Origin of the sequence: Hyphomonas sp. KY3 (genome assembly GCF_017309975.1) — a bacterium.
In the GTDB taxonomy this organism is placed as follows: domain Bacteria; phylum Pseudomonadota; class Alphaproteobacteria; order Caulobacterales; family Hyphomonadaceae; genus Hyphomonas.
Genome location: NZ_CP022271.1, coordinates 755,963 through 782,655, shown reverse-complemented (window position 1 = coordinate 782,655; position 26,693 = coordinate 755,963). Strand labels below are relative to the sequence as shown.

Annotated in this window: 26 protein-coding genes and 1 other RNA gene; 7 read left to right on the top strand and 20 right to left on the bottom strand. The window is 57.9% G+C overall.

What is annotated here, in order from left to right:
• Positions 1–20: 20 nt before the first annotated feature.
• The 9 genes from CFA77_RS04035 to rmuC all read right to left on the bottom strand — a co-directional run bounded on the left by CFA77_RS04035 (position 21) and on the right by rmuC (position 7,537).
• Entirely contained in the window at positions 21–1,361 is a 1,341-nt protein-coding gene (locus CFA77_RS04035; RefSeq protein ID WP_242517479.1) for a mechanosensitive ion channel domain-containing protein, read from the bottom strand.
• A gap of 201 nt (positions 1,362–1,562) precedes the next feature.
• A complete protein-coding gene (locus CFA77_RS04030; protein ID WP_206992358.1) occupies positions 1,563–1,928 on the bottom strand; it encodes an EthD domain-containing protein in 366 nt (121 codons plus the stop codon).
• Positions 1,925–3,160 carry an acyl-CoA dehydrogenase family protein gene (locus CFA77_RS04025; RefSeq protein ID WP_206992357.1) on the bottom strand — a complete coding sequence of 412 codons (1,236 nt, stop codon included), beginning with the start codon at positions 3,158–3,160 and terminating at the stop codon, positions 1,925–1,927. Before CFA77_RS04025 ends, CFA77_RS04030 begins: the two co-directional genes overlap by 4 nt.
• A 79-nt stretch (positions 3,161–3,239) precedes the next feature.
• The gene (gene truA, locus CFA77_RS04020; protein WP_206992356.1) at positions 3,240–3,977 is read right to left on the bottom strand and encodes a tRNA pseudouridine(38-40) synthase TruA; all 738 of its coding nucleotides are present in this window, start codon (positions 3,975–3,977) and stop codon (positions 3,240–3,242) included.
• A gap of 9 nt (positions 3,978–3,986) precedes the next feature.
• Positions 3,987–4,472, bottom strand: a complete 486-nt coding sequence (locus CFA77_RS04015) for a GNAT family N-acetyltransferase (RefSeq protein ID WP_034816053.1) — start codon at positions 4,470–4,472, stop codon at positions 3,987–3,989.
• Positions 4,472–5,425 (bottom strand): methionyl-tRNA formyltransferase, encoded by a 954-nt coding sequence (fmt, locus tag CFA77_RS04010; RefSeq protein ID WP_206993165.1) that lies wholly within the window; start codon positions 5,423–5,425, stop codon positions 4,472–4,474. The genes CFA77_RS04015 and fmt overlap by 1 nt, the downstream gene beginning before the upstream one ends.
• 55 nt (positions 5,426–5,480) lie before the next feature.
• Positions 5,481–5,615: a hypothetical protein gene (locus tag CFA77_RS17190; RefSeq protein ID WP_256434954.1), complete on the bottom strand. Its 135-nt coding sequence runs from the start codon at positions 5,613–5,615 to the stop codon at positions 5,481–5,483.
• 5 nt (positions 5,616–5,620) lie between these two features.
• Positions 5,621–6,148 carry a peptide deformylase gene (gene def, locus CFA77_RS04005; RefSeq protein WP_206992355.1) on the bottom strand — a complete coding sequence of 176 codons (528 nt, stop codon included), beginning with the start codon at positions 6,146–6,148 and terminating at the stop codon, positions 5,621–5,623.
• 45 nt (positions 6,149–6,193) lie between these two features.
• Entirely contained in the window at positions 6,194–7,537 is a 1,344-nt protein-coding gene (rmuC, locus tag CFA77_RS04000; protein ID WP_206992354.1) for a DNA recombination protein RmuC, read from the bottom strand.
• Between the two features lie 154 nt (positions 7,538–7,691).
• On the opposite strand from rmuC, the gene CFA77_RS03995 reads away from it, so the two are divergent.
• Together CFA77_RS03995 and CFA77_RS03990 are read left to right on the top strand one after the other, a co-directional pair.
• Positions 7,692–8,282, top strand: a complete 591-nt coding sequence (locus CFA77_RS03995) for a hypothetical protein (protein WP_206992353.1) — start codon at positions 7,692–7,694, stop codon at positions 8,280–8,282.
• 27 nt (positions 8,283–8,309) lie between these two features.
• Complete coding sequence (locus CFA77_RS03990; protein WP_206992352.1) at positions 8,310–9,275, top strand: glycosyltransferase family 2 protein; 966 nt, start codon at positions 8,310–8,312, stop codon at positions 9,273–9,275.
• 7 nt (positions 9,276–9,282) lie between these two features.
• Here CFA77_RS03990 and CFA77_RS03985 read toward each other — a convergent pair whose 3' ends face one another.
• The 4 genes from CFA77_RS03985 to CFA77_RS03970 all read right to left on the bottom strand — a co-directional run bounded on the left by CFA77_RS03985 (position 9,283) and on the right by CFA77_RS03970 (position 13,064).
• A complete protein-coding gene (locus CFA77_RS03985) occupies positions 9,283–9,609 on the bottom strand; it encodes a YbaB/EbfC family nucleoid-associated protein (RefSeq protein ID WP_206992351.1) in 327 nt (108 codons plus the stop codon).
• Between the two features lie 16 nt (positions 9,610–9,625).
• The gene (locus CFA77_RS03980) at positions 9,626–11,305 is read right to left on the bottom strand and encodes a DNA polymerase III subunit gamma/tau (RefSeq protein ID WP_206992350.1); all 1,680 of its coding nucleotides are present in this window, start codon (positions 11,303–11,305) and stop codon (positions 9,626–9,628) included.
• Positions 11,306–11,377: 72 nt separating this feature from the next.
• The gene (locus CFA77_RS03975; protein ID WP_206992349.1) at positions 11,378–12,157 is read right to left on the bottom strand and encodes a tyrosine-protein phosphatase; all 780 of its coding nucleotides are present in this window, start codon (positions 12,155–12,157) and stop codon (positions 11,378–11,380) included.
• Positions 12,158–12,233: 76 nt separating this feature from the next.
• Positions 12,234–13,064: a mechanosensitive ion channel family protein gene (locus CFA77_RS03970; protein WP_206992348.1), complete on the bottom strand. Its 831-nt coding sequence runs from the start codon at positions 13,062–13,064 to the stop codon at positions 12,234–12,236.
• A 200-nt stretch (positions 13,065–13,264) separates the two neighbouring features.
• Here CFA77_RS03970 and CFA77_RS03965 point away from each other — a divergent pair, with 200 nt between their 5' ends.
• Together CFA77_RS03965 and CFA77_RS03960 are read left to right on the top strand one after the other, a co-directional pair.
• Positions 13,265–14,170: an SDR family oxidoreductase gene (locus CFA77_RS03965; protein ID WP_242517477.1), complete on the top strand. Its 906-nt coding sequence runs from the start codon at positions 13,265–13,267 to the stop codon at positions 14,168–14,170.
• Positions 14,171–14,273: 103 nt separating this feature from the next.
• Positions 14,274–14,834, top strand: a complete 561-nt coding sequence (locus tag CFA77_RS03960; protein WP_206992347.1) for a YSC84-related protein — start codon at positions 14,274–14,276, stop codon at positions 14,832–14,834.
• A 90-nt stretch (positions 14,835–14,924) separates the two neighbouring features.
• On the opposite strand, the gene CFA77_RS03955 is transcribed toward CFA77_RS03960, so the two are convergent.
• Entirely contained in the window at positions 14,925–16,376 is a 1,452-nt protein-coding gene (locus tag CFA77_RS03955; protein WP_206992346.1) for an AMP nucleosidase, read from the bottom strand.
• A 323-nt stretch (positions 16,377–16,699) separates the two neighbouring features.
• Between CFA77_RS03955 and CFA77_RS03950 the strand changes: the two genes are divergently transcribed.
• Entirely contained in the window at positions 16,700–17,050 is a 351-nt protein-coding gene (locus CFA77_RS03950; protein WP_206992345.1) for a UrcA family protein, read from the top strand.
• Between the two features lie 171 nt (positions 17,051–17,221).
• Here the strand turns inward: CFA77_RS03950 and CFA77_RS03945 are convergent, their stop codons facing one another.
• Positions 17,222–18,250 carry a ribonucleotide-diphosphate reductase subunit beta gene (locus CFA77_RS03945; protein ID WP_206992344.1) on the bottom strand — a complete coding sequence of 343 codons (1,029 nt, stop codon included), beginning with the start codon at positions 18,248–18,250 and terminating at the stop codon, positions 17,222–17,224.
• A 311-nt stretch (positions 18,251–18,561) separates the two neighbouring features.
• Here CFA77_RS03945 and CFA77_RS03940 point away from each other — a divergent pair, with 311 nt between their 5' ends.
• Complete coding sequence (locus tag CFA77_RS03940) at positions 18,562–19,344, top strand: alpha/beta hydrolase (RefSeq protein WP_206992343.1); 783 nt, start codon at positions 18,562–18,564, stop codon at positions 19,342–19,344.
• 6 nt (positions 19,345–19,350) lie between these two features.
• Here the strand turns inward: CFA77_RS03940 and CFA77_RS03935 are convergent, their stop codons facing one another.
• The 4 genes from CFA77_RS03935 to CFA77_RS03920 form a co-directional block, all read right to left on the bottom strand.
• The gene (locus CFA77_RS03935; protein ID WP_206992342.1) at positions 19,351–21,336 is read right to left on the bottom strand and encodes an alkyl/aryl-sulfatase; all 1,986 of its coding nucleotides are present in this window, start codon (positions 21,334–21,336) and stop codon (positions 19,351–19,353) included.
• Positions 21,337–21,431: 95 nt separating this feature from the next.
• Positions 21,432–22,463 (bottom strand): lipid A deacylase LpxR family protein, encoded by a 1,032-nt coding sequence (locus CFA77_RS03930; protein WP_206992341.1) that lies wholly within the window; start codon positions 22,461–22,463, stop codon positions 21,432–21,434.
• A 16-nt stretch (positions 22,464–22,479) separates the two neighbouring features.
• On the bottom strand, positions 22,480–23,322 hold the full coding sequence (locus CFA77_RS03925; protein ID WP_206992340.1) for a lipid A-modifier LpxR family protein: 843 nt from the start codon (positions 23,320–23,322) through the stop codon (positions 22,480–22,482).
• A gap of 371 nt (positions 23,323–23,693) precedes the next feature.
• On the bottom strand, positions 23,694–25,562 hold the full coding sequence (locus CFA77_RS03920; RefSeq protein WP_051607928.1) for a ribonucleoside-diphosphate reductase subunit alpha: 1,869 nt from the start codon (positions 25,560–25,562) through the stop codon (positions 23,694–23,696).
• A 410-nt stretch (positions 25,563–25,972) separates the two neighbouring features.
• Between CFA77_RS03920 and CFA77_RS03915 the strand changes: the two genes are divergently transcribed.
• Positions 25,973–26,488: a hypothetical protein gene (locus CFA77_RS03915; RefSeq protein WP_206992339.1), complete on the top strand. Its 516-nt coding sequence runs from the start codon at positions 25,973–25,975 to the stop codon at positions 26,486–26,488.
• 16 nt (positions 26,489–26,504) lie between these two features.
• Here the strand turns inward: CFA77_RS03915 and ffs are convergent.
• Positions 26,505–26,605: signal recognition particle sRNA small type (ffs, locus tag CFA77_RS03910), an RNA gene on the bottom strand.
• Positions 26,606–26,693: the final 88 nt, after the last annotated feature.

The window sequence follows — 26,693 nt, the reverse complement described above, 5'->3', positions numbered from 1 at the left end:
ACGATGCACATTCACCTCGTTCACTCCACGGGGCTTTGTTCATCCAGCAGGTCATCTTCGGTGTTGTTGGCGCGTTCAGCCGCCACCTTTTCATCAAGGGTGTTGTCGGCAGCGACATCCGTCGCTTCGCGCGTATCAACATGGGGCTTGGGACGTCTAACATCTGCAGATTGCTGCGTGCCAATCTCCGGTTTACCGCTTTTTAGCGCATCTTCTACGCCGCTGTCGAAACGCAGCCGATAAATCGGCTCCGGCAGAGTAAAGCCCGACTCTTCCAGAACATCCTTGGTCGCGGCTATCGCGAGGCCGCGTCCCTTCGCAAAGTTTGTTTGTGCCTGATCCACCCATCCCATGAAATGAAGGATGATGTTTGAGTCTCCAACCGTCTGGATGAAAGCTTCCGGCTCTGGATGGTCCAACACGAAACGTAGCGATTTTAATTTATCGAGGCCAAGCTGCATTGCCGCGACAGGGTCATCGGCTGCATCGACGCCAAGGTCGAACTCAAATCGGCGCTCAGGGTTGCGCGTGTAGTTTAGGATAACGGCCTTGAAAACAGTCGAGTTGGGGATGCGGAGATGATTGCCATCCATCGTCATCAGCACGGTGGCACGAGAGGTCAAGCGCATCACCTTTCCCTCATATTCATCAATCAGAACATGCTCATTCGCCCTGAATGGCTGGCGCACACTCAGCATTATGGAAGAAATGTAGTTTTCCAGTGTGTCTCGGACAGAAATGCCGATCGCCAGGCCGATGACGCCGGCTCCGCCGAGAATAGTTCCCATTACCGTTGTAGCACCCAAAATGCTCATCGCGACCACGAGTGCGACCAGCAGCAAGACAATACGGAACGCACCCGAAACCAGTTCTACGAGAAACGGATTTGGCAGAATCCAACGCCAAAAACTCCGCCAAGAAGCAACCAAGTGTCCAATCAGCGCAATCGTGAGAAATACTCCCAATGCGATACCGTAAAGTGGAAGAGCGCGGACAACACTTCCCCACGTACCAGACGGGTCCCCAAAAAACGGCGTCGCGCTATCTTCAACTGACAAGCTTCGGTCGATTTCGTTCTCAACCGTGACAACGCCATTTACACGCAAGGCCAGATCTTCGGCGCGGGCAACAGCGCTGGTGCTGGGGACTTCCCCGGCCAGCCGTACGACACCGTGCTTAACTTCGACCGTCACACGATTCAGCGATCCAATCTCATCAAAGATGGCGGAAATACGAGATTTGATGGACGCATCGCTGACCGCCGGAGGAGTCTGGATGATCGGATTGAGATCTTCGCTCCTATCCGAAGTCTGTGCCACGGAGATTGGGACGAGCCATACCAAGCACAGCACAACCAGCACTGCGTATTTGACATTCGACGCCGCAGAGCGAGCACCAGTCGGAAGTTGTAGCGAATTCACATTTCCAAAAACACGCTACAGGAGGCAAAGTTCCCTATGCGTGGCAATCCGGGCTGCTCGCGCGCACAACCGTCCGCGCGAAAAAACTGAGTTGTGACGTTCACGGCGAACTTCAGGCGAAGCGAACGTTGAGCGCTGCGACTAACCTACGATCTCATACTCCCTTCCAAACCAGAGCGGCGAGTTGGCAAGGTCGATGAACTTCTTCTCGTCCTCCAGCAGCTCGGCACCGGCGTTCGCGGCCGCCTTGCTGGTATTCGCGGCCATGGCTTCCTCGCTCTCGAACCACAGTTCGGCAACGCCGTCATACGCTTCCGGTCCGCCACGCGACCCTTGCATGGCGCCGTTCAATGCGTCGTGCCCCGTGTGACATTGCACATAGCGGAGGATGCCTAGCGTTTCGGCATGTTTCGCCACCAGCGGGGCATGCTGCTCCCGCCAGTAGCGTTGGAATTCCTCACGGCTCAGATGGGGCAAGCGGCGCAGGCAAAAGGTCAGCTTGATCAAAGCAGATCCCCGCCCGCTGCGGCTGCGGTCGTGCCGTCCTTCCGGAACGCGCGAATAACATTCTTGCCGGTAATCCATTTGTGCACTTCGTCCGGCCCATCTACGAGGCGTTGGGACCGGATGTGCGTGTACCAAGCCGCCAGGGGTGTATCGAGCGAATAGCCAAGGGCGCCATGCAGCTGGATCGCGGTGTCGACCACCTTGTGAACCATGTTCGCAAGGAACACTTTCGCGATGCCGTTCTCTTGTCTCAGATCCATGCCATTTTCGGCCTTGTAGGCAATATGCATCAGCATCAGCCGGGCAATGTAAAGTTGGCTCGCACATTCCGCCAGCATGAACTGGACACCCTGGCGATCTTCCAGTGGTTGGCCGAAGGTCTCACGGCTCGTGACGTGTTCCGTGGCCAGATCAAGTGCGCGCTGAGCCATCGCCACATTGTGCATGCCGTGACGCAGGCGACCATAGGCCAGGCGATGCTGGCCCATGGAGAATCCGCCCCCTTCCCCGCCGAGCAGATTTTCTTCCGGCACGACGAGGTTCTCGATCTTCACTTCAGCATGGCCACCGCCCATCTCTTCATAGTGGGGCCCATGCACTGCCATGGTGGGAATATCACGGATGATCTTGTAACCCGGATTGGGCAGCTCCACGATGAAGGTGGAGAATTGTTGATGGCGAGGCGCGTCCGGATTGGTCTTGGCCATGACGACCGCGATGTCAGCAGCGGTGGCGGCGCTGGAAAACCATTTCTCACCATTCAGGACGTAATTGCCCTTGCCGTCCTTTTCCGCACGCGTCTGCATGCCAGTGGCATCCGCGCCGGCCGCCTTCTCCGTCATGGAATAGCAAATGCGCTTTTCGCCATTCAGCAGCGGTTTCAGGTACTTTTCTTTCTGAAAGTCGGTGCCGTGGGCCAACAGTGTGAGCATGGTCGCATCATCCGGACCTTGCGAATTCATCGACAGCGCACCGAGATGGCTCTGGCCAAGTTCCATCTGGACCAGCGCATTGGCCAGCGGCCCAAGGCCCATTCCGCCATGCTCGACTGGGATGAAGGGCAACCAAAGGCCTTGCGCGCGCGCCTTCTTGCGCAGTTCTGGCAACACGTCCTTGAACGCGCGACCGTTGGACATTTCCTGTTCAGCAGGAATGCATTCTTCCTGCACCCATTTGCGCACGCGCTCGCGGACTTCTTTTGCCTCTTCCGGTATCGTAAAATCGATGGCCATCTTTTCGCTCCCTATTGTTTTTCAGGAAGGCTAAAGCGGAAGCGGAAATATGCACAGACTGACTTCGCGTCAGGCGGGACTATTCATAGTCTACTTTTTCAAGATAGAGCCCGTCCGGAGGGGATATGGGCCCGCACGCCGTCCGCTCGGCAGCCGCCAGGATCTCCGCGATCCATTCGACAGGTTGCTTGCCACGCCCGACATCCACCAGGCTACCCATGATCGAACGAACCTGCCTGTGCAGGAAACTCTTCGACCGACAGGTCATCTCGACCCGATCTCCATAACGTGAAACAGAGATCGCATTGAGCGTCTTAACCGGCGATTTGGCTTGGCAATCCGTATCGCGGAATGTCGTGAAGTCATGCGTCCCGACAAGTATCTGCGCGGCTTCATGCATCTTGTCGGCGTCCAACTGTGACGATATCCGCCAGGCCCGACCGTCATCCAGCGTGAGGTGAGCGCGTCGATTGATAATGATGAAGCGATAATGCCGCTCGGTTGCGCTGAAGCGGGCGTGGAAGTCATCATCCACTTTATCTGCCTTCAAGACGGCAATCGGATGTGGGCGCAGATGAAAATTCATCGCATCTGGCACTTTGGTTCCGCGGTCAGTTCGCAGATCCATGTGCGCGACCTGCCCTGTCGCATGAACGCCGCTATCGGTGCGCCCAGCGCCATGCACCTCAACGGGTGCACCATCGAGCTTTGCGGCTGCTTCTTCAAGGGCGCCCTGAACGGTCGGAATTCCGGGCAGGCGCTGCCAACCCTGATACGGGCCACCATTGTATTCGAGGAGGAGTCTGTAACGTGGCATTCAGCGGCCCTAGCCAAAGGCCGCCGGATAGGTCAACCGGCCGGATGTTGGTGCCGCCGGATCAAGACGCAGCGCCATGAAAGCCTCGCCGGACCATTTGCATTCGAATGGCTGGGCAAGGTCAGCGGAAAACCCAAACCGGGGATAGTATTCGGGGTGCCCCAGCACGAAGACAATCTGCTCCCCCGCTCCTTCCAGCGCCATCAGGCCCATCTGGATCAGGCCGCTGCCGATACCGGTCTTCTGAAAATCAGGATGAACCGACATTGGCCCAAGACCGACGGCCACCGGTTCGCCATCGAGCTGCATGCGGAAAAACTGAATATGGCCGGCAATGGCCTTATCGTCGCTCGCCACAAGTGAGAGCACGCTCTCACCGCTCTTGGCGAGATCCCGAACCATGCGGCCCTCAGCCTTGCCGCCAAAGGCAAGATCATTCAGCGCAACGATCTCATCAAGGTCTTCTTCACGGGCGGGACGAATCCAGAAGCTCATCAGCCAAGCACCGTATCCGGAGCAATCGCCTGCCCCTGCAGGAATTGGTCTGCATTCATTGGCTTTCCCCCTGGCTTTTGCAGGCGGAGGATACGCACAGCGCCGCCATCGCCGCAAGCGACCAGCAGGCGGTCATCCAGAACCATGCCGGCCGGCGCAGTGGTTTCCCGACCGGAGCGACGGCACATCAGCAGTTTCAGGCGCACCGGATCGTCCTTGCCCGGCGGCGTCCAGTAGCACCACGCCCCCGGGAACGGCGACAGGCCCCTGATATGGCAGTCGACCTCTCGCGCAGGCCGCGACCAATCGATCTTCTGGTCATCCGGGCCAAGCTTGGCGGCATAAGTCATCCCCTCTTCCGTCTGCGGAACGGGGGTCAGGCTGCCATCGGCGAGGCCTTCAAGCGCACGCGGCGCGAGTTCTGCGGCGAGCGCGGCCAGCCGATCATGCACGCTGCCGGCCGTATCTTCTTCGGTGATCTGCGTGCGCGCCGAGGCAAGCACCGGCCCCGTATCAAGCCCGGCTTCCATTATCATCGCATCGACGCCGGTTTCCGTATCCCCTGCCATGATGGCGCGCTGGATTGGCGCAGCGCCCCGCCAACGCGGCAGGATCGACGCATGCATGTTGAGACAGCCAAGGCGCGGTGCATCGAGAACGGCCTGCGGCAGGATCAACCCATAGGCCACGACCACAGCCGCATCGAGATCCAGCGCCGCAAACGCCTCCTGCTCCGGCAATTTCTTCAGGGATTTGGGCGTACGCACTTCGATCCCCCTGGCCTCAGCGAAGGCATGCACGGGCGTGGGAGTCAGTTTCTTGCCCCGGCCAGCGGGACGTGGCGGCTGCGAATAGACACAGACGATCTCATGTCCGGCTGTGATCAACGCATCCAGCACATGTGCGGCGATATCCGGGCTACCCATGAAAGCAAGGCGAAGGGGTTTGGTCATCATGCCGGGAATAGTTTGTTCGGAGTCATTTTGAAAGCAACGTTTCGCAAGTGGCTCAGCGCACTGCGCCCGACATACTGAATGGGGTGAGCCCATTGCCGCCCACAATGATCACGATCAGGGCAGCCAGGAGAAAAGCGGCGGTCCAACGAACCCAAGGACGCGCGAAGAAGCTGCCGCGCTTCTTCATGACGATCAGGCCGATTCGCGTGCGTGCAGGCGTTTGGCCTTCTTGACCTTGTCGATCGCGCGCTGGCGTTTCAAACGCGAAAGGTGGTCAATGAACAGCGTTCCCTCCAGATGATCCATCTCATGCTGGATGCAAACCGCATACATGCCGGTTGCAACTTCATCGACTTTGAAGCCGTCATAGTCGAGGTAGCGGACGCGGCACTCGGTCGGACGTTCGACTTCATCGAAAATGTCCGGCACCGACAGGCAGCCCTCTTCATAAGGCGCCATGTCCTCAGTCAGAGGCAGGATTTCCGGGTTCACGAAATAGCGCGGCTGGGGCTCTTCGCCCTCTTTTGCGAGATCCATCACAATCACGCGCAACGGCACGCCGACCTGAATCGCCGCGAGGCCAATACCCGGCGCGTCATACATGGTTTCCAGCATGTCATCCATGAGCGCGCGAATCTCGTCGGTGACGCCGCCCTCGACGGGCTTCGATACTTCCTTCAGACGCGGGTCAGGGACGGTGAGGATTTCTCTGATAGCCATGCTTTTCAGATATGCACGCAGGGACCTCTGGTCAACACTTGGCCGTCATTCCGCCGCCAGCGGCTTCTTGGCGCCGCCAAAGTCCAGCTCCCCTGTATTCTCCGATACATTCGCCCTGTTCTCGATCTGCTTGGGCTCAGCCAGCGTCTTGGCGGGCGGGGCGATCTCCATGTCCTCGAACTTGCGCAGGGTCGGGAGGACTCGTTTGTCGAACGATCCCATCGCGGAGTTGAAATGGTCCACCGAGCCGTTCAGCGATTTTCCGAGTCTCTCGATATGGCCGAGCATTACACCCATCCGACTGTAAAGCTCTGCACCCAGTTCCGCCGCGGCCATCGCATTTTCATTCTGGTGATGCTGGCGCCAGAGATGGGCCACCGTCCGGGCCAGTGCGATCAGCGTGGTCGGCGTCGTCACAATCACTTGCCGGCTCATGGCCTTTTCAATCAGGTCCGGAGAATGCTCAAGCGCCGCCGCGAAGAAATTCTCTCCGGGAATGAACATCGCAATATAGTCAAAGCGATTGCCCAGATTCGACTGGTAGTCCTTTGAGGCCAGCGTGCTCACATGCCGCTGGACGCTGGTCGCATGAGCCTTCAGATGAACGACCTTCTGGGCCGGATCCTCGGCTTCTACCGCCGCCATGTAGGAGGCGAGCGAGACTTTGGAGTCGATCACGATCTGTCGCTCGCCCGGAAGACGGATGATCGCATCCGGTCGCTGGCGTCCCTCCTCCGTCTGGTCATGCACCTGTTCGGAGAAGTCGCAATGCGCAGACAGGCCGGCCTGCTCCATGACGTTTCTCAAGGTCATCTCGCCCCAGCGCCCGCCGCCCTTTGGAGCCGTCAACGCGTTGACCAGCTTGCCGGTCTCCTGCGTGTTGCGGTGCAGACTTTCCCCGATCGCCTTGACCTGTTCCGACAAGAGAGACTTGTCTTGGGTGCGGACTTTTTCGATTTCGTCGACCCGTTTCTTAAAGGCATCGAAATTCTCGCCGATCGGCTTCATCAGCTCCTTGAGATGCCCTTCAGCGCCTTCCTTGTGTCGCTGGAATCTCTCATCCGCAAGCTGCAGAAACTGCTTGTTCGCGCGCTCGAGGACACCCTGCGCCATTTCGCCAAACTTGCGTTCATCCTCGGCGCTGCGGGCTTTCGCCTCGGCCAGCTCCAGCTCTGCCTTGCGCGAGACCTCTTCCAGCGTGCGGATGCGCTGTTTCGCCTCGACAAGTTCATCGGTCGCACGCTCAAGGTCCAGTGTCAGCCGCTCCGCCTTCGCGCCGAACTTGCTGGCAAGCCACCAGGCCGTGCCCGCCAAGGCGAGAGCCAGGAGGAACAGAACAAGGTGCACGACGTCAAAGCCGGCCCCGCCGATAATGATGATTGGGTCCATACGGGCATCCTCGCACGATTCTGCTCAGAACATATAAGGAACATGCCGCATTGTCTATTGAACGCTGTGGTTTGCCCACCGCTTGACTTCCCGCTCAGGCTGATCCTCTTTTCCACCGGGATGGCACAAGGGCAGCGAGATGCGACTGATATGGATGAGTCTGTTTTTGGCGCTGGGGGCCTGTGCATCAGCATCTGGCCCAGTACCTCAAGCAGAGCTGCCACCAACCGGCGCAATAACATACCTGCCGCCGCTGGCCGAAGTCACTTTGGTTACTGCTTCTGGCCAGCGAGAACCGCAATCGGACTCCTCAGAAACGGCTCGCATTAACCTTGCCAACGCCTTGTCGAACGCGGTTCCAGCCGATGCGTTCGATCAATCTGACGAAGGACAAGAACGAGCAAAATTCCTTGCGATCAAGCTGGAGGAGGCTGCGGTCAATCCTGGTCCGGTTCAGACCTCCGAAGTCGACACACCAGAGCATCTGGTCGCTCTTATCCAGGTTAGATTCGATGTGGAAAGCTCCGCCAGTAAGCTGTTGCAAGGCGGTCTAAACCTCATGTTCGGCGGCGTTCCAGGTCCGGATGGTATAGACCAGACGGCTCAAATCGCCCTGTTCGCCCAAGGGACTGATGATCTGGTGTGGTCGCGCACCTTTGTTGCTCAGGATCCACGCACCCCCGATGATGCGGAACGCCTTATAAACGAGCTGATAGCCGCATCCAGCCAGGATACAGAGTTCTGACACTGTTCCCATCTGGAGGAATCACGCATGCGTGGCATGGGACTTGCTGGCAAGTATCCCGACATGTTTGACGCGTATGAAGCCCCCTATGAGGTCGCCGAATTGACTATCGATATTTGCGTCTGCACCTATCGCAGGCCTTCAATTGAGGACACGCTGCGATCGCTCGACCGGCAAACCCTGCCGGACGGCGTATCGGCGCGCGCAATTGTTATCGACAATGACGAAACTCCATCGGCCCGCGACCGGGTCGAGGCGATCGCGGCAAACTTGTCCATGCCCGTCAAATACATTCATGCCCCCGCAAACAACATTTCGATCGCGAGAAACGCCGGTTTGGATGCCGCCACCGCCCAATGGATTGCTTTCATCGATGACGATGAAGTGGCCGAACCGGATTGGCTGGCCTCCCTGCTCCAGATGGCACGCGTGAATTCTCTGGACGCTGTCTTCGGCCCAGCCATCGCCGTTTATCCTGAGACGGCGCCCAACTGGATGCGCCAGCAGGATTACCATTCGAATGTCCCTGTACGCCGAGGCGGCGTGGTGCAGACCGGACATACCTGCAACGCTCTGATGCGCGCCAGCTCCCCTATCGTGAAAGGCCAGCGCTTTCTGATCGAAAAAGGCAAGACTGGTGGCGAAGACACTGAGTTCTTTTTCAGGCTCTGGTATGCAGGCGCCAAGTTTGGCATAAGCGAAGCGGCGATCGTGCATGAAGCGGTAGACCCGAAGCGCTTGGACTCCGAATGGATTCGCCAGCGCAAATTCCGTTCAGGGATGAGTTTCGGCTACCACTCCCTGACCACACGCAACACGGTCACGCTGACCATTACTGTGCTCGCTTCGCTGGCGAAGATTGTTTTTTGTTACGCGATGGCTGGCATCTTCTTCTGGTCCACACAAAAGCGGAATTTCTGGGCGATGCGCGGCGTCTTCCATCGTGGCTGGCTGGCCTCGGCCTTCAGCACGAAGGAACCGGAACTCTACTGAGTCGCCCCTAAAACGGTAGCTTGAAGCCGGGCAACATGCCCCCGCCAAGACCTTGCGTCGCATCCTTCATAGCCTTTTCCATGGCTTCATCCAGACGCTTGCGCGCATCCGAATGCGCAGCCTTGATAAGGTCTTCAACGATTTCGGCATCATCATTCATCAATGATGGGTCAATCCTGACACTGACCATATCGCCCTTGCCCTTGAGGCGCACCGACACAAGACCCGCCCCGGCGACCCCTTCGGCCTCGGTCGATTCGATCTTTTCCTGCGCTTCCTGCATCTTGGCCTGCATCTGCTGGGCCTGTTGCATGATCTTGCCAAGGTCTTTCATGGGAAGCGGGCCTCCTTCAGGCCGATCGTCTGGAGTTCAGGTCAATAACGTTGCCGTCGCTTGCGGCAGGCTCGGTCACGTCAACAATGGTAATGCCGGGAATACTCTTCAAGGCGTCTGCCACAGCCGGGTGCGCCGCCGCTGAGGCAAACAATTCCTCGCGCGTCCGAATTTCCGTCTGGCGCATTGTTTCGGCATTGGTACGGATCTGCTCGACGACCCAGTCATCGCCTGTGTCGCGTTCGAGGAACGCCTTTAGCCGGGCGAGCAAATCGTTTGGTGCATTGTCTTCAAGTTCGCATGAGAAATAGCCGTAGCGCACAGGACCTGGCCGAATGTATCGCTCCAACTCGACCTGCAGGTTCACTTCCCGGTGCTCACCCAGATAGGCGACAATTTGGGCAAAGCTCTCCAGCCCGCCGGCGGGAGACGGGGCCATGCCATGTTGTTCAGGCTTTCCCGGCGCACCGCCTGACTCGGCGATCATGCGCGCAGCCTCCTCCGGTGACGGAAGGTTTGCCGCCGCCGCAAGGCGCAGGATGATCATGTTCAGCGCGGTCGCCGTGTCAGGCGCCGTCTGGAGGTCATTAAACCCGGAGAGCAGGATCTGCCAGTAGCGCGCGGCCTGCGCAGCGGTCAGTTTCTGCGCCATGGCCAATGTGCGCTGGGTCCATTCGGCGGGCCCGGCAGACTGGAACTCTCCCCCCGTGGCCTGAGCTACGGAGACATCGGCACAGACATCCATCAGGTCTTTCAGGATAACCGCCGGATCAGCACCTGCATGAATCTGGTCTTTCACCTCGGCCAGCGCCTCTGCAGCACTGCCGGAGATCGCTTTCTCGAACGCATCCAGCAGGCGCGCCCGGTCGCCGAGGCCCAGCATGTCACGCACCGCCGCGCCAGTGACTTCTTCGCCATCCATGGTCTGCACGATGGCCTGATCGAGAATCGAGAGGCCGTCGCGAACGGAACCTTCGGCAGCCCGGGCGATCAAAGCGAGTCCCTCTTCCGAGACTTTCGCCCCTTCATGCGTGGCGACCCGACCGAGATGTTCAGACAAATTCACGGCATCGAGCCGTTTCAGGTCAAACCGCTGGCAGCGCGACAGGACCGTGATCGGCACTTTGCGGATCTCAGTAGTTGCGAAGATGAACTTCACATGCGGCGGCGGCTCTTCCAGCGTCTTCAACAGCGCGTTGAACGCGGCCGTCGACAGCATGTGAACCTCATCGATGATGTAGACTTTGTGGCGGGCCGAGACCGGTGCATAGCGCGCGCCATCCAACAGGTCACGCATATCGGCAACGCCGGTGCGGCTGGCGGCATCAAGCTCCAGCACGTCCGGATGGCGGCTCGACATGATCGCATCACAATGCTCGCCCTTGGGGTCGAGCCGGATCGACGGACCGTCATGATCGTCTGACTGATAGTTCAGGGCCCTCGCCAGCAGGCGGGCGGTCGTCGTCTTGCCGACCCCGCGCACACCGGTCAACATGAAGGCGTGCGCCACGCGGCCTGTCTCGAACGCATTGGAAAGCGTGCGGACCATGGCCTCCTGGCCAATCAGGTCTTCGAAGCGGCGCGGGCGGTATTTGCGCGCGAGCACCTGATATTCGGCCGATTTCGGCGCCTCATCCTCCCCGAACATCGAGAAGGTCTGGTCGTCGCGTTCTTCGGGGAGTTCGGAATCGCTCATCAGCCGGGACTTTAGCGACTCATGCGGCCCTGCCGCAATGGGGCGAGTTCATCTCATTTACTCACAGCAGGATTAGGTCTCGAGCAATCGGGCTCGCAAGCGCTCCTGCGCGACGTCATCCACACCCAGCACATCCGCCAGATAGGCATCGATGGTTCCATGCTTGTCGTGAATCACGTTGAAGGCGGTATCGAGATAACGCAGCCGCACGCCGAGAAACGGTCGGAACACTTCGGGCTCATAGACCTTCCCAACTTGCTCGTTGAAGAAGGCTGCCGCCTGCGGCAGGAACTCGTCGACATTCACCGCCGTGTTGGTCAGTTCGTAATCGGCCCGAAGATCGGCTTCCTCGACACCGAGAATGTGATGCGTGAGCGCGCAGAGAATGCCCGTCCGATCCTTGCCAGCCGCGCAATTCACGAGCCCCGCGGAGTCACCCTCCAGCCCGGCCAGGTGCTCAAACCAGCCAGAGAACAGCTCAGCGTGATGAGCCTTGAACGGCGCCAGCGCGTAATAGTCGTTCATCCAGTCATCGGCCTTTTGCGCGTCCGCTTCGACCTTCTTCAGGAATTGCGCATGCGGCGCTTCATGCTCCCGGCCCCCATCATGGGTCAGCGTATTGGGCGCAGACCAGCGCGCCACGTTGCGTTCGCGCTCGTCCGGGCGGCGGAGGTCTGCCTGCAGATGGATACCCAGTGCGCCAAGTGCCCTCAGGTCTTCTTCGGTGGCCTCGGCATAGTGCCCGGATCGGAACAACCGACCGCGCTTTACCTGTCCACCGTGGCGGGAAGCATAGCCGCCAAAGTCACGAAAGTTGCGGACGCCTTGAAGCGTGTAGATTCTCTCTGTCATGTGATGCGAGGTACCGCGCCACGCCGCAATCGTCCAGATGGGCGTCGGGGAAGGTTTTGTGACCCTCCCCTTCCGCTCAGCTGTTTTCGTTGACCACAATCACCTTGCGATGGGGAAATGGAATCTCGATGCCAGCTGCATCCAGCGCCTTCTTCACCTGCTCGGGAAGCGAATAGCGCACATCGAAGTAATGCGCGCCCTCACAGAATGGCCGCACGATGAAGTCTACCGAGCTGTCATTGAGGGTCTCGACCTCAACGAAGGGTGCAGGATCCTTCAGGATGTGAGGATGATCGGCCAGCACCTTGTCGATGGTCGCGCGGGCCTTGTCGATGTCTTCGCCATAGGCCACGCCGAAATGCATATCCACACCGCGTACCGGGTGGTGGCTGTGATTGATGATCTGGTCGCCCCAGATCTGGCCGTTGGGAATAATGATCTGCTGATTGTCGAATGTCTGAAGCACTGTGGTGAACAGGGTGATCTCGTCCACCTTCCCAAACTTCCCAGCCGCGTCAATGAAATCGCCCACCTTGTAGGGGCGGAACACCATCAGCATGACCCCCGCCGCGAGATTCGACATCGCTCCCTGCAGAGCCAGGCCGACCGCGAGGCTGGCCGCGCCGAGCAGCGCCACGATGGAGGTCGTCTCAACGCCAAAACGGTTCAAGACCGCAATGATGACAAAAGCGAGGATAACGTACTTCGCGACGCTCCCCATGAAGCGAAACAGCGTGTCGTCCAACCGCTCATTGCGTTCACCCGCATTTCGGATGCTCTTGCCGACCCGTCCGGCGATCCAGAACCCTATAATCAGGATGAGCAGGGCGAGCAGGATATTGGTCGCCCACGAGAGCGCCGACGGAAGATACTGATTTATGTCAATCTGATCGAACCAGTCTTGCATGGTTTATTCCCCTTCTTTTCAGCCACATGACTGGCAAAAGCCGGACCCAGCCTGAATATTGGCCGGGTCGGTCATTCAGGTTGCGTTCACGACGCGGCAATCCGAGAGTCCAAGGGGAAACCACCAGAGACTGAAATATGAGGGGAACCGGTTGGCCTGGGCGCTGTTGAATTGAGACACACCAATTCGAAGAGGCCCCCATGACCGAGACCGTCAAAACCCAATATGACATGCGTGACCCAAGAACGCAGTACCCACAACCGCCCTTCCCCAAGCAACCGCAGGACAAGCCAGGGTTCGATCACAAGATGGAGCCAAAAGCAGATCATGGCGAGAACAGCTATCAGGGCTTCGGCCGCCTGAAGGACCGCAAGGCACTGATCACCGGTGGCGATTCGGGGATCGGTCGCGCAATTGCCATCGCCTATGCCCGCGAAGGGGCAGAGGTCTGCATCAACTACCTTCCCGAAGAGAAAGAAGACGCCGACTGGGTCTGCGACCTGCTGGAAGGCGAAGGCCACGCCGTACACCGCATGCCCGGCAATCTGACCGACAAGGAATTCTGCAATACCCTGATCAAGGAAGCCCATGAGAGAATGGGCGGAATCGACATTCTGGTGAACAATGCGGGCAAGCAGGTGCGCCAACCGGGCATCGAAGACATTTCCGATGAACAGTTCGATGAAACCATGAAGACCAATGTCTATGCCATGTTCTGGCTGACCAAGGCTGCGCTCCCCCTCATGCCGCCCGGCGCGGCCATCATCAATGTTACGTCCAATCAGGGCTTCAGCCCAGCTCCCTATCTGCTCGACTACGCCACCAGCAAGTTTGCCATTCGCGGTTTCACCGAGGCCATTGCTCAGGGTGCGATCGAGCGCGGCGTCCGCGTTAACGGCGTTGCCCCGGGCCCGTTCTGGACGCCGCTCCAGCCCTCCGGCGGACAAACACAGGAAAAAGTGCAGGAATTCGGAAAGGGCACGCCCATGGGTCGGCCGGGCCAGCCAGCGGAGCTAGCACCCACCTTTGTCTTCCTCGCCTCGCAGGAGTCGAGCTATATCAGCGGCGAAATCATTGGCGTAACCGGTGGAAAGCCGATCAGCTGATTGATACAAGTCAACGAAAGTGCGGTATCTTGTGACTCGCTTCCGGGAACCTTGCCCGGAATCCGGAGTTCAAGCGTACTGATGTCATGAAGGAGCAAAGTCCATGATGAAGTTTCGTTCTGCCCTGCTTGCAGGTTGCCTCGCCGCCAGTACTTCCCTCGGCCTCAGCGCCTGCTCATCCCTCCCAGACGAAGTGGACCGCGCGCAGATTGACGCTGGGAGCCGCGCCGCTCTCAACAAGCTGGTCAGCGAGAACGCCGCTGCCCGCGCCATAAACAGCCAGTCTCGCGCGGTTCTGGTCTTCCCATCCATGGTCAAGGCCGGACTGGGGGTCGGCGGAGCGTATGGCGAAGGCGAGCTGATCCGTGGTGGATCGACTGTTGATTACTACAGCTCATTCACCGGGTCCTGGGGGCTGCAGGCTGGCGCACAGTCATATGGTTATGCTGTCTTCCTGATGAATGATGATGCGGTGGACTACCTCAAGAAATCCGAAGGCTGGGAGATCGGCGTCGGACCAACTGTGGTTCTTGTGAATGCGGGCGTTGCAGAAAACCTCTCCACGTCTACACTGAAGGAAGACGCGTACGCATTTGTTTTCGACCAGAAAGGCCTGATGGCTGGCATCAGCATTGAAGGCACAAAGATTACCAAACTGCAGTAGACAGGCTTGGGCTCAGGTGAGCCAGGGCGAAGGCGCAAGGTTTTCGGTTTTCCGGGCCTTGCGCCTTTTTTTGTTGCCAGACGGCTCTGCCTATCTGAACGGTGGCTCGTCAAAGGCGCGCAGTTTGCGGCTGTGCAGCTTCGCACCTTTGTCCGCCGACAAACGTTCCAGTGTTTCTATTCCGATACGAATATGCTCGCCAATGGCCCGCTCATAAAAGCGGTTCGCCGCACCCGGCAGCTTGATCTCACCGTGGAGAGGTTTGTCCGATACGCAGAGCAGCACACCATATGGAACGCGCAGGCGGAAGCCATTCGCAGCAATTGTCGCGCTTTCCATATCGATCGCAATTGCTCGGGATTTGTTGAACCGGCGCGCGGACGCAGAGAAGCGCAGTTCCCAGTTCCGATCATCCGTTGTCACAACCGTTCCGGTCCGCAACCGCCGTTTCAACTGTTTCTCGTCCTCACCCGTCACAGACGCAGCCGCCTGTTGCAGCGCGACTTGCACTTCGGCAATTGGCGGCACGGGAATTTCCGGCGGTAGAACAGCGTCGAGCACATGGTCTTCTCGCAAATAGGCATGCGCCAACACATAGTCTCCGATTGCCTGACTATGGCGCAGCCCGCCACAATGGCCAACCATAAGCCAGACTTCAGGCCGCAACACGGCGAGATGGTCTGTGATGGTCTTCGCATTGGATGGACCGACACCGATATTCACCAATGTGATGCCGCCGCCATTCGGCGCGCGCAAATGATAGGCTGGCATTTGGAATCGGCGCCAAGGTGAAGCATCGATTTCTGTTCGGGACGTGTCGGTGGGCTCAGAGACCTCCAACCCGCCCGGAACAGATAGAGACGTGTAGTGATTGTCTTCTGTCAGCTTGTCCAACGCCCAGTCACAAAACGCATCGACGTAACGGTGATAGTTCGTGAACAGCACATAATGCTGGAAATGCTCAACGGGCGTACCGCAATAATGTTGCAGCCGCTTCAGAGAGAAATCGACTCGCTGCGCGTCGAACAATGCCAGTGGATGGGTTTCATAGGGCTCGTATAGCTCCCCATCGGCCACTTCATCACCAATATCGGCAAGGTTTGGACTTGGGAAGTGACGCGCCAGTTCAGCTGGCGAGATCTCGTCAAGTCCACTGGCCTGCCCCTGCTCCCACACATAGGCATACGGAATTTCGGAATCCGACTGCTCGACATACACATCAATGTCATAGTCCCGCATCAACAGGGAGAGCTGTTCTGTCAGATAGTCGCGGAAAAAGTCCGGCCTCGTGATGGTGGAAACATATGTGCCAGCTTCTGACATCTTGCCGAAGGCGCGCGAAATCGGCGGGGGTGGTCCGTCGGGATTGTAGACGATCCTGATTTGCGGATAGCAGAACGCGCCGGATTCGCGCAGCGCGGGCGCCGGTGGCTTTCCGGAATGAAGGAACATGTCCAGGGCCGAGGACAGGGCGGAAACGGCGTCGGAATACAGGTTTTCCAGCGCATCTATAACGTGTTCGGGTGTGTTCAATTTCGACATGGCGTCAAATGGCGGGATTGCGACGTTCTGTCAATCTACGAGCCTGAGCCGGTCGCATATGACAAACAAATGAGCACGGTCCGCACAGCCTTCGTGCAAACATGAGGTGCAACCCAGCTATGACTTTCTGCCTTGCACCTTTCACTTGAGCCATGCGGAAACATGCGCTTTTGTTGCGGTGCAACATGAAACGTCAATCCCGCACGGAAAGGCCATGACACTTCGGTGTCACTGTGGGGAGAACAGAACAATGACGTCGCATGGGGCGGGAGGAGTTCCCTGTCGGCAATCACGCCGTCGCTAACTCTGAAGGTAGTTTTGACATGAAAAAGTTCATCATCCCGGTCCTGATGGCCGCCGCGATCATCGTTCCTGCTGCTGCAAATGCAGAAGGCAAACCCATCACTGTAGAAATTGCCTATGACAAGGCCCTGCTGGCATCCGACGCTGGCGCAGCTGTCGTTCTCGAATCCATCGAGGCGCAAGCCAAGGAAGCCTGCTCAACACGCTCCCCGGTCACCAGCCAACCGGTTGTAGACCGTACATGTACCAAGAATATCAAGAAGGCTGCTTTGAAGAAAATCCTGGACAAGCAGGAAATCTCCAGCCTCCCGACCGCGCCTGTCTTTGCGCGCCAAGCTGTAACCCTCGTCGCTGACGCGGGACAACGCTAGACCTTTTCCTCCCGGAATAGCGTTGGAGGGGCTGCCCAGGGCCACGGGCAGCCCCTCATTGCATTCGGCGGGGCATTTGCTTCAGAAGCAACCTTGGCCACAATGTAAAAGGCGCACGATCCATTCAGACCGCGCGCCTTTTTAATCTCGCTTGAAAGCGGCGGCCAAATGCTAACCGACGGTCGCGTCCGCAGGCTTGCGCGTGTCGAACTTTGACCACACGCCATCATCGCCGTGCCAGTCACCGCTGGTCGCACCTTTGGAATATTCGGTTGCACGCTGCTCAAAGAAGTTTGCGTGCTCTACCCCGTTCAGGATTTCCGTCAGCCATGGGATCGGGTGCTTGGTCACACCGAACACCGGCTCAAGCTTCAGCTGGCCGAGACGCCAGTCCGCGATGTAGCGAATGTACTGCTTGATATCGTCGGCGGTCATGCCTTCGACCGGACCCATTTCGAATGCGAGTTCGATAAATTTGTCTTCCAGCGTCACGACGGTGCGACAGCACTCGCGAATCCGCTCGCGCAGCGCGTCATTCATGACGCCGGTCTCAGCACAGAACGTGTGGAACAGCTTGATCATGCCTTCGCAGTGCAGCGACTCATCCCGTACAGACCAGGACACGATCTGGCCCATGCCCTTCATCTTGTTGAAGCGCGGGAAGTTCATCAGCATCGCGAAACTGGCGAACAGCTGAAGGCCTTCCGTGAAGCCGCCAAAGACCGCCATGGAAACAGCAATGTCTTCATTCGTTTCTGTGCCAAACTGGCCGAGATAGTCGTGCTTGGCGGCCATCTCCTCATATTCCATGAAGGCCGAGAATTCCGAGTCGGGCATGCCGATGGTTTCGAGCAGCAAAGCATACGCCGCGATATGGATCGTCTCCATATTGGAGAACGAGGCCAGCATCATCGACACTTCAGTCGGTTTGAACAGGGGCATGTAATGCTCCATATAGTTCGCACCGACTTCGACGTCAGACTGGGTGAAGAAGCGGAAGATCTGGGTCAGCAGATTGCGCTCGGAATCATTGAGCTTCACCGCCCAATCCTTGCAATCCTCGCCGAGGGGCACTTCTTCCGGCATCCAGTGTACCTGCTGCTGGACCTTCCAGAAGTCATACGCCCACGGGTAACGGAAGGGCTTGTACGCCCGGCTCGGGGTCAGCAGTCCGGGCACATTGGAATTTCCGTCAGCCATCAGGGCCTCCTACGTCATTTACTGCGTTTTCTGTGACAATCTACACCATATATAGTGCCTCATTGAGGCCATTGCCGCAAGATGTTTGACTGCGGCAAACCGCACTTGTTCACAGGCTTGCCCACAGTTTTGGCATATTTCCCTCGTAGGGGTGGCGCCATGCGGTTTAGTGCAGAATGATCGGCACCAAACCGATACCCATGCGTTCCATTCCCGCCTTACGAGACAAGATATTCATGCGTTTCTTCAGTGCCATTCTTCTTGCCCTGATTTCGGCTTTCGCGTTTGCCCCACCCGCAAATGCTAAAGTGGTGAGGGATGTAATATATGCAGATGCGCCCGGCCTTGATCCCGGCGACGTACGGGCTGATGTCTACATTCCTGATGATGCGGACAATGCGCCGGTGATTCTCATGATGCATGGCGGCGCTTGGACCTTTGGCAACAAGCTGAGCGCATTGGGCATGTTTCAGGCGCGTTATTTCAACGATCAGGGCTTTGTCTTCATTGCCGTAAATTACCGCCTGTCGCCCGCACATCCCTTCCCCGCCCAACAGCAGGATACGGCCGCCGCGATCGCATACTTCCATGAGCACGCAACAGAGTTCGGGGGCGACCCGAACAGTATCTTCCTGATGGGTCACTCTGCCGGGGCTCATATGGCAGCGCTCACTGCGATCGATCCGGACTATCTGGACGCATTTGATCTGACGCCAGGCGTGATCAAAGGCGTCGTCGCCATGGATAGCGCCGCCTACAATATGGCTCGCACCGGCAGTGATGGCGATATCCCCGAATTCTACCACTCCACCTTTACCAGCGATGACCCAGACGTCTGGACGGCTGCCTCCCCGACCCTACTGGTAGAAGAAACAACCGACATCCCACCTTTCCTCCTGCTCTATGTGAACCGAGCTGTCGCGCCGAGCCGCGCCAAGGAATTGGCAGAAGCGCTGAACAGCGCCGGACACAAGGCCGAAGCGCGCCTCGTCAAGAACCGCGATCACAAGAGCCTGAATGATCGTCTGGGCGCCAAAGGTGACAAGGTCGCGCCGATGATCGCTGACTTTTTCCGTGACCAGTTGGAAGACTGACGCCGCCTAAGGCTCCACGACGTTGAACCAGAAGTCCGGAGTCTCCAGCGCCGAGAACCAGGCGAGCAGTGCGGTGGGGTCACCCTCGATTGACGCCTCCCCGGCAGCGGCGATCTCGCGAAAGCTGCGGGTTTGCAGAATCAGGTCATTGAAGGCATCGCGCGACAGGGTAAGCGTTGCCACGGCATCATCGGACTGGACACCGGGGCGTGGGAAGGCCGTGGCGTTCCCTACATCAATGACGAACTCCTCCTCAATGTCCGTAAACTGGAAGTTCAGTTCGAACGGCTCCCTGCTGAGCTTTTCGGGCGCATAGCGAACGGCTAGCGCATTGAATAGTTCAATCGTGGGCACCCCCTCGACGAACTCACGGCTTCGGGTGCGCACCGCTCCGGCATCGGCAAGGCCGTTACGAAGCTCCTGCGCTCCCGTTAGATAGAAATCGCGCCACGCGCCGCTTTCTGCCTGAAAGCCCATCTGCTCATAGCTCGCAGCCAGCCAGTCTCGCGCAACCTGATTCTGAGGATTGGCAAAGACCGCATAGTTCAAAACTTCGGCAGCCCAACGATAGTCGCCTTCCTCGAAGGCTTCCTGCCCAATGACGATGGCCGCCTCTTCGCCGCCAACGGCCTTGATGAACCGACTGGCCTTCGCTTCCAGTGGGTGTGCATTGAACGTCGCCGGCACACCATCCCACCACCCGAAATACCCTTGATAGACGGCTTTCGCATTATGGTTCAGCGTGCCGTAGTAACCACGCGTATCGAAATTCTCTGATTGCACCGCAGGTTCAGCGAGTTCTTCGGCAATTTCGAACTGGGTTTCACCGCGATTTGCCCGGCGAACAGTCTGGTCATGCGTATACCGATAAATATCGCGCTGACCCCGCAGGAAGGTCTCGACATTCTCCTGCCCGAATGTCGGCCAATGGTGCGATGCGAAAACGACGTCCGACCGCCCGCCATATTCAGTCAAAACATAGTCGATCACGCGGCTCCATTCGAGCAGGTCGCGAACCTTTGCGCCTCGCAAGGTGAGTGCATTGTGGAACGTTGCTGTCGCGACTTCGGCCGTGCAGAGCGCGTTGAAGTCCGGTAGATAGAACATGAATTCCGCAGGCGCTTCGGTACCCGCCGCATCGACGAACTCAAACGTAACTCCGTCTACCACGCGAACGGTTCCACGGCCTGGTACCTCCTCTGTCGGCGCGATCAGACCGATCGTGCCTTGGGAAAGCGCTGGCCCCAGCCCCACGCCTACCTGCCCTGTCGGGCCGCTGGGTAACGTATTGCCAAACATCAGCACAGCTCGTCGGCTCATATAGTTCCCGGCCAGCAAATTCTCGGCGACGGCGGATTTCGTAAAGCCAACTGGTGCGAGCACGGGTACACCGCGCGCTTCGATGTCGGCTTCGTCGATCACACCGCGCACACCGCCGAAATGGTCACCATGGGAATGGGTATAGATCACGCCCGTGACGGGGCGATTCCCCAGCGTGTCATTGACCAGTCCCAAAGCAGCCGCAGCTGTCTCCTGACTGAGCAGCGGGTCTACAATGATCCAGCCAGTATCGCCCCGGATGACCGACATGACCGCTAGGTCATACCCGCGAACCTGATAGATCCCATCCATGACTTCAAACAGGCCATGTTCGGAGTTCAGACGCTCCTGCCTCCAAAGCGATGGATTCACTGTGTCGGGGCTGTCCCCGTCAATGAAGTCCCGACGGCTGACCTGCCAAACGACATTACCATCGACGTCGGTGATCGTGTCCTGTTTCAGCTGCGCCAGCAGACCGCGCGTTGCGTCAACAAAATCGGAAGTGTCTTCCAGAGGCAGGCGGTCAGCCACAGCCGCATTTGCTGCGCGGGTCGTATCCGTCGCCTCGCCCTTCGGCGGAGCCTTGGCCATGGACTCAGGAATATTCGTCTGTGTGCCCGGAGAACAGGCCACCAGCAGGATGGCTGCAGCCACACCAAATAGAACTCGCATATCTTCCTCCCATAGCGACGCGTTCACGCACCGTTTTCTCGCACTGTGCGACGAGGCCAAAAGGCACGCAAGACAGCCGCGAAGGAAACAGGAATTTAGCGGGAGATACTGATCGACAAGGCGCCAAACCGTTGCGGGCCGTCTTGGCGGACAAACTCTTCAGTTCGGTTCACGAAAGTGAAGGCGACTTGCACGCTGCGGTAATGGACCGCCACGCCCGCCTGAATATCGCCCACTACCGTCCGACGATCTTCAACGCGCGGCCCATCCCGCCACAGATTTCCATCCAGAAACATGTCACGGGCCACGGCCCGCCCGTCCACGCCCACGAAGAAATAGCCACCAAGCGGATCTTCCGGCGTTCCGGGCACGAACTCCCCTGCCCCTGAGAGGGCTGGACGGATGCGCGGGGGACCGAAGCTCGAATTCAGGTCCCATCCGATTCGCGCCGTCAGGCCTGCAGATCCATATGTGCGCACATTGCCGAGCGCGACTCCGACGTGCGCTCCAAAATCAGTCTCCAGCCCGAGTGGCAAGTTTGGGCCGTCAAACATCTGCATTCGCTGGGCAATGACTTCGACTCCCGGCTCATCCTTCAGCTGGTGATCCCACCCTTTCGCAGTCGCAACTCCAATGATCTCGTGCCACGTGTTTTGCACAAATTCGCCGGCCGCCGATGGTCCGACGACACCAAGATTGACCTGCAGAGTGTCCTGAGTGTTTTCGCTGCTGGCAGCCACGGTCGATGACAGGGCGAGCCACGCTGCATACGGCCGGTCGGTCGGGTCGGGTGTAAACGTCTGAATGTCTTCGGGAGTGAATATGGCATGTGAAATGGCAAAGCCTTGCCGGAGTTCGGTACGATCCAGATCAATCCACGGCAGACGATCGGCGACCCATTCGAGACCAGGATGAACATTGTCTGCGCCGGACACGCGCTCTATGCGAAGTCCGTTGGAATAATTGCGATCCGTGCCACCGCCGAAGAAATCATTTTCCGTCGAGAAAGACACAACCGCAGGTTTGCGCGGAACAGTCGGTTCACCCTCCTGCGCGTACGTCGACGGAGCATACAGAAAAGCTGCGACCAGGGCCGCAGCTTGGATGAGAGGGAATCGAGCCTGCATGGGCGTCGATTAGCAGCTAACGACGCATCGTGAAACTAACACCTGCGAAATCTTCAGTCTCGCTGATGCTGACATTCCGGTCTGAATACTTCACTTCACGGCGAATATAACTGAGCGACAGTTCGCCCCCGCCGCGCTGCACGGATACACCTGCTTGAAGATCACCGACGGTGACCTGGTCCGTGAGCGACATGTCGCCCAGGCTTGGGCGGAACCCGTTGGCATCGGCATCCCATACAAGCGCCTCCCCGTCAGCACCCGCGAAGACGTACCAGCCCTGAGGCTGTCCGTTGCGGTCAAGCAGGTCGAAATCCTGACCAATTCGAACTTCACCGCCAACCCGGCGCGTAAGGACTTCGCCCTCTTCCCGGACCGCAATACGTGGCGCAAGGCCGACATCAAAACTGAGGCCAGTCACCTCCTTCGGCGCGGAAATAGCTATCTCGGCGGCGATATTCTTTTCCAGCTGGCCCGGACGCGAGAGTGCAGCCCGGCTGCGCTCGGCGGCCACTGCGACGAGCGTCTCACTGGTCCCCCAGTCGACGCGCGTATTGTTTGGGACTCCAAACTCGGCATTGGGGTGAGAGCGGTAGTCAATGGGCTGGTCGGCGATCATCTGCGCCGCGACTGTATTCGTCGCTTCAAGCGGTACGCCACTAAACCGGGCCGAGGGTGCGCTAAATACGTGGACGGAAGCTGCATTGGGGACGGAGTTGGGCGCATAATTGGCTGGCGCGGCCATCTGCATACCAAGTGTTGGAGGCGCGACGGGTTCGGAGCGTACTTGCTCATGTGGAGACGTCGATACGCATCCCTGGCACGCCATCGTGATGACTGCGGAAGAAATTGCAAATGCCATCTGCCTTATACCTCTCATGCCTTCATCCCTGAGCACTCGTCTATTCAAGGATTAGACCGTTTGACGATTAACTTAACATAAAGAACTCGTCCGTCTCAAACGCCAATGGGCCGAATTCCATTAATTCTTCTCGTCATAACTCGCCTGTGTAGTGTTTGTTCCAGAACCCGGTAAAATTGTGTTTTTTCGGTGTCATTTGACTGATTTTCGGGTCATCGGCGCCGTTAACCAGCTGTAAAATTTCATGAAATTGTTCGGCTTATTCGATCACAAATGCCTCAATCTCTGCCTTCAGCCAGTTCCATGCAAAAAAAGGCCGGGGCCCCACGAGGCACCGGCCTTTTGTTATATGCCTATTTCCAGTCGCAGCCTTATTGGCAAGCAAGACACTCGTCATAATCGGTATTGGGGGTGTCCATTTTCTGGACTTCAGACTTCTCAGACCCGGCAAATGCCGCGCGCTGTACCGATTTGGAGCGGCAATAATAAAGCGATTTGAGCCCGCGCTCCCACGCTGTCCAGTGCAGCATGTGAAGGTCCCATTTGGCGATGTCGCCCGGAAGGAACAGGTTCAGGGACTGCGACTGGCAGATATAAGGCGTGCGGTCGGCCGCCAGTTCGATGATCCAGCGCTGGTCGATTTCGAACGCCGTCTTGAACACAGATTTCTCGTGTTCGTCCAGGCATTCGAGATGCTGGATGGAGCCTTCATGCTCGAGAATTGAGGTCCAGACCTCGTCTGTGTCCATATCCTTGCTGGCCAGAAGACGCTGGAGCTGTTGGTTCTTCACGGTGAAGGAACCTGACAGCGTCTTGTGGGTGTAGACGTTTGCCGGGATTGGCTCAATGCCAGCCGACGTTCCACCACAGATGATCGAGATCGATGCTGTTGGGGCCACGGCCATCTTGTGGCTGAAACGGGCCATCATGCCGACGTCACGGGCATCCTCACAGGGCCCCCGTTCTTTGGCGAGCTTGACAGAAGCCGCATCGGCACCCTGCCGGATGTGCTTGAACATCTTCTCGTTCCAGACTTTCGACATGGCGCTTTCCAGCGGCACATTCATTGTCTGCAGGAAGGAGTGGAAACCCATCAGGCCGAGACCGACCGAACGCTCACGCTTCGCGGAGTAGACAGCGCGGGCCATTTCCGGCGGCGCGCGCTCGATGAAGTCTTCAAGCACATTGTCGAGGAAGCGGAAGATGTCTTCGATGAAGGTCTCATCCTTGGACCATTCGAGATACTTCTCGGCATTGACCGAAGACAGGCAGCACACAGCGGTGCGGTCCTGGCCTGCATGGTCGACACCGGTTGGCAAGGTAATTTCGGAGCAGAGATTGGACTGTGTGACCTTCAGGCCAAGCTTGCGCTGGTGAGCAGGCATGGCGTTGTTCACGGTGTCGGTGAACAACAGGTATGGCTCACCAGTCTGCATGCGCAGCTCAAGAATTTTCTGCCACAATTTACGAGCATTGATCGTCCGGATAACTTCCTTCGACTTCGGACTGATCAGGCCGTAATCCTCATCATTTTTCACCGCTTCCATGAAGTCGTCGGTGATGTTGATACCGTGATGCAGATTCAGGGATTTCCGGTTGAAGTCGCCGGACGCCTTGCGGATTTCGAGAAACTCTTCGATTTCCGGGTGGTGGACATCAATGTAACACGCGGCCGAGCCACGGCGCAGCGAACCTTGGCTGATCGCCAGCGTCAACGAATCCATGACACGAATGAACGGGATGATTCCGGAGGTCTGACCGTTCTGACCAACCTTCTCGCCAATCGAGCGGACATTGCCCCAATAGGTTCCGATGCCGCCGCCATTTGATGCGAGCCAGACATTCTCGGTCCAGGTCTCAACGATATCGTCTAGCGAGTCGCCAACCTGGTTCAGGAAGCAGGAAATGGGGAGGCCGCGTGCCGCGCCACCGTTCGAAAGAACAGGCGTCGCAGGCATGAACCAGAGCTTGGACATATAATCGTACAGGCGCTGAGCGTGCTCGGTGTCGTCGGCGAAGGCCAGCGAAACGCGGGCGAACATGTCCTGATAGGACTCACCGGGCAGCAAATAGCGATCCTGGAGCGTCTTCTTGCCGAATTCGGTCAGAAGGGAATCACGCGACGGATCCATCACGATCGGGCTGCCTTCAACAACGCGCAGCAGGCCTTCCACTCCAGCCTTGGGCTTACCCTTGCGGAGCGCAGATTTAGACACAGTTTTTGCCTCGGTTGCAGACATAAGAGCAGCCCTTCAGAATCGATAGATACATATAGGTCCGGAAGCCCCTGAAAGCCAGATATTGCTCTCAACCCCGTTCCTGACACAAGATATAGTGTCTGAAGGTTAATATCGGGTCAACGGGCCTTGTCTCTAAAACGTCAAATTTGCCGTGGAATTCTGGTTAATCAATGATTAACACACCCATCGATGGCCCGCCAGTATTGGCCTTTCAGAGACTGCACAAATCTGCATCACAAATCTCTTTTCAGATTGGTCCGATTTTACCTCTTGGAAGATCAATCGACAGGGATTCAGTTAACGCAGAGTGACGATTCCTCAACCGATTGGTCCGACCTGTTGAGACAATCACTAACGTCCACCGTGCATTATGGTCTCATTGGTCCAATTCTGACCTGCAAGAGGATACTATGCTGAACTGGCTAAAGAATCAGACCCTTGAGAACTGGGCCAACGCGCCCATCGTGAATGACGGCGAAACGGTCATCGACGCCCCCGCCGCCGAGATCTTTGAACGACTGGACCTTGCCTCCCCAAGCAATGCCCTGCGCCAGCGCGGCTTTACCTTCGGTGCCGGCAACCCTGCCTACGACATTTTCGAGGCCAGCGACCCAGACCAGCCCGATGTCACACTCGTCTTCGAAGTCACCGAATCCCGCCCGCGCAAACGCTATTGCTATCGCACGACTGCGCGGTCGACGGACAAGCACTGTGCGGTGACCGAATCATCTTGCGAGTTCACAATCGTCCCGCAAAAGGATGGTCGGCATCTGTTGCACCTTCAGGAGACCAGCACACTGACCCCGGGGCTCGACCGCAATCAATACATTCTGGAGCGCGCGAAGCTGAACTTCTCTGTGTTCCGGACATTGGCGCGCCTGAGGCTGCACCTCGAGCTGGGCACAGACCTGCGCAACATCAATTGATTGAATTTCATGGGTAAGGCGGAGACAGACGAGCGACCCGGGCGAAAAAACTCGTTGGGGCTGCTTCGTTCCCGACCTGACCCGATTGGCGAGCGACCCGTCCGCCGCCTGCCTCCTGCCGGTTATATGCGCCGAGCGGCCGCTCGGTGCAAGGGCCAGCGTCCACCCCGAAACACTTAACCCCTCCTCCAATACCGTGTTAGCC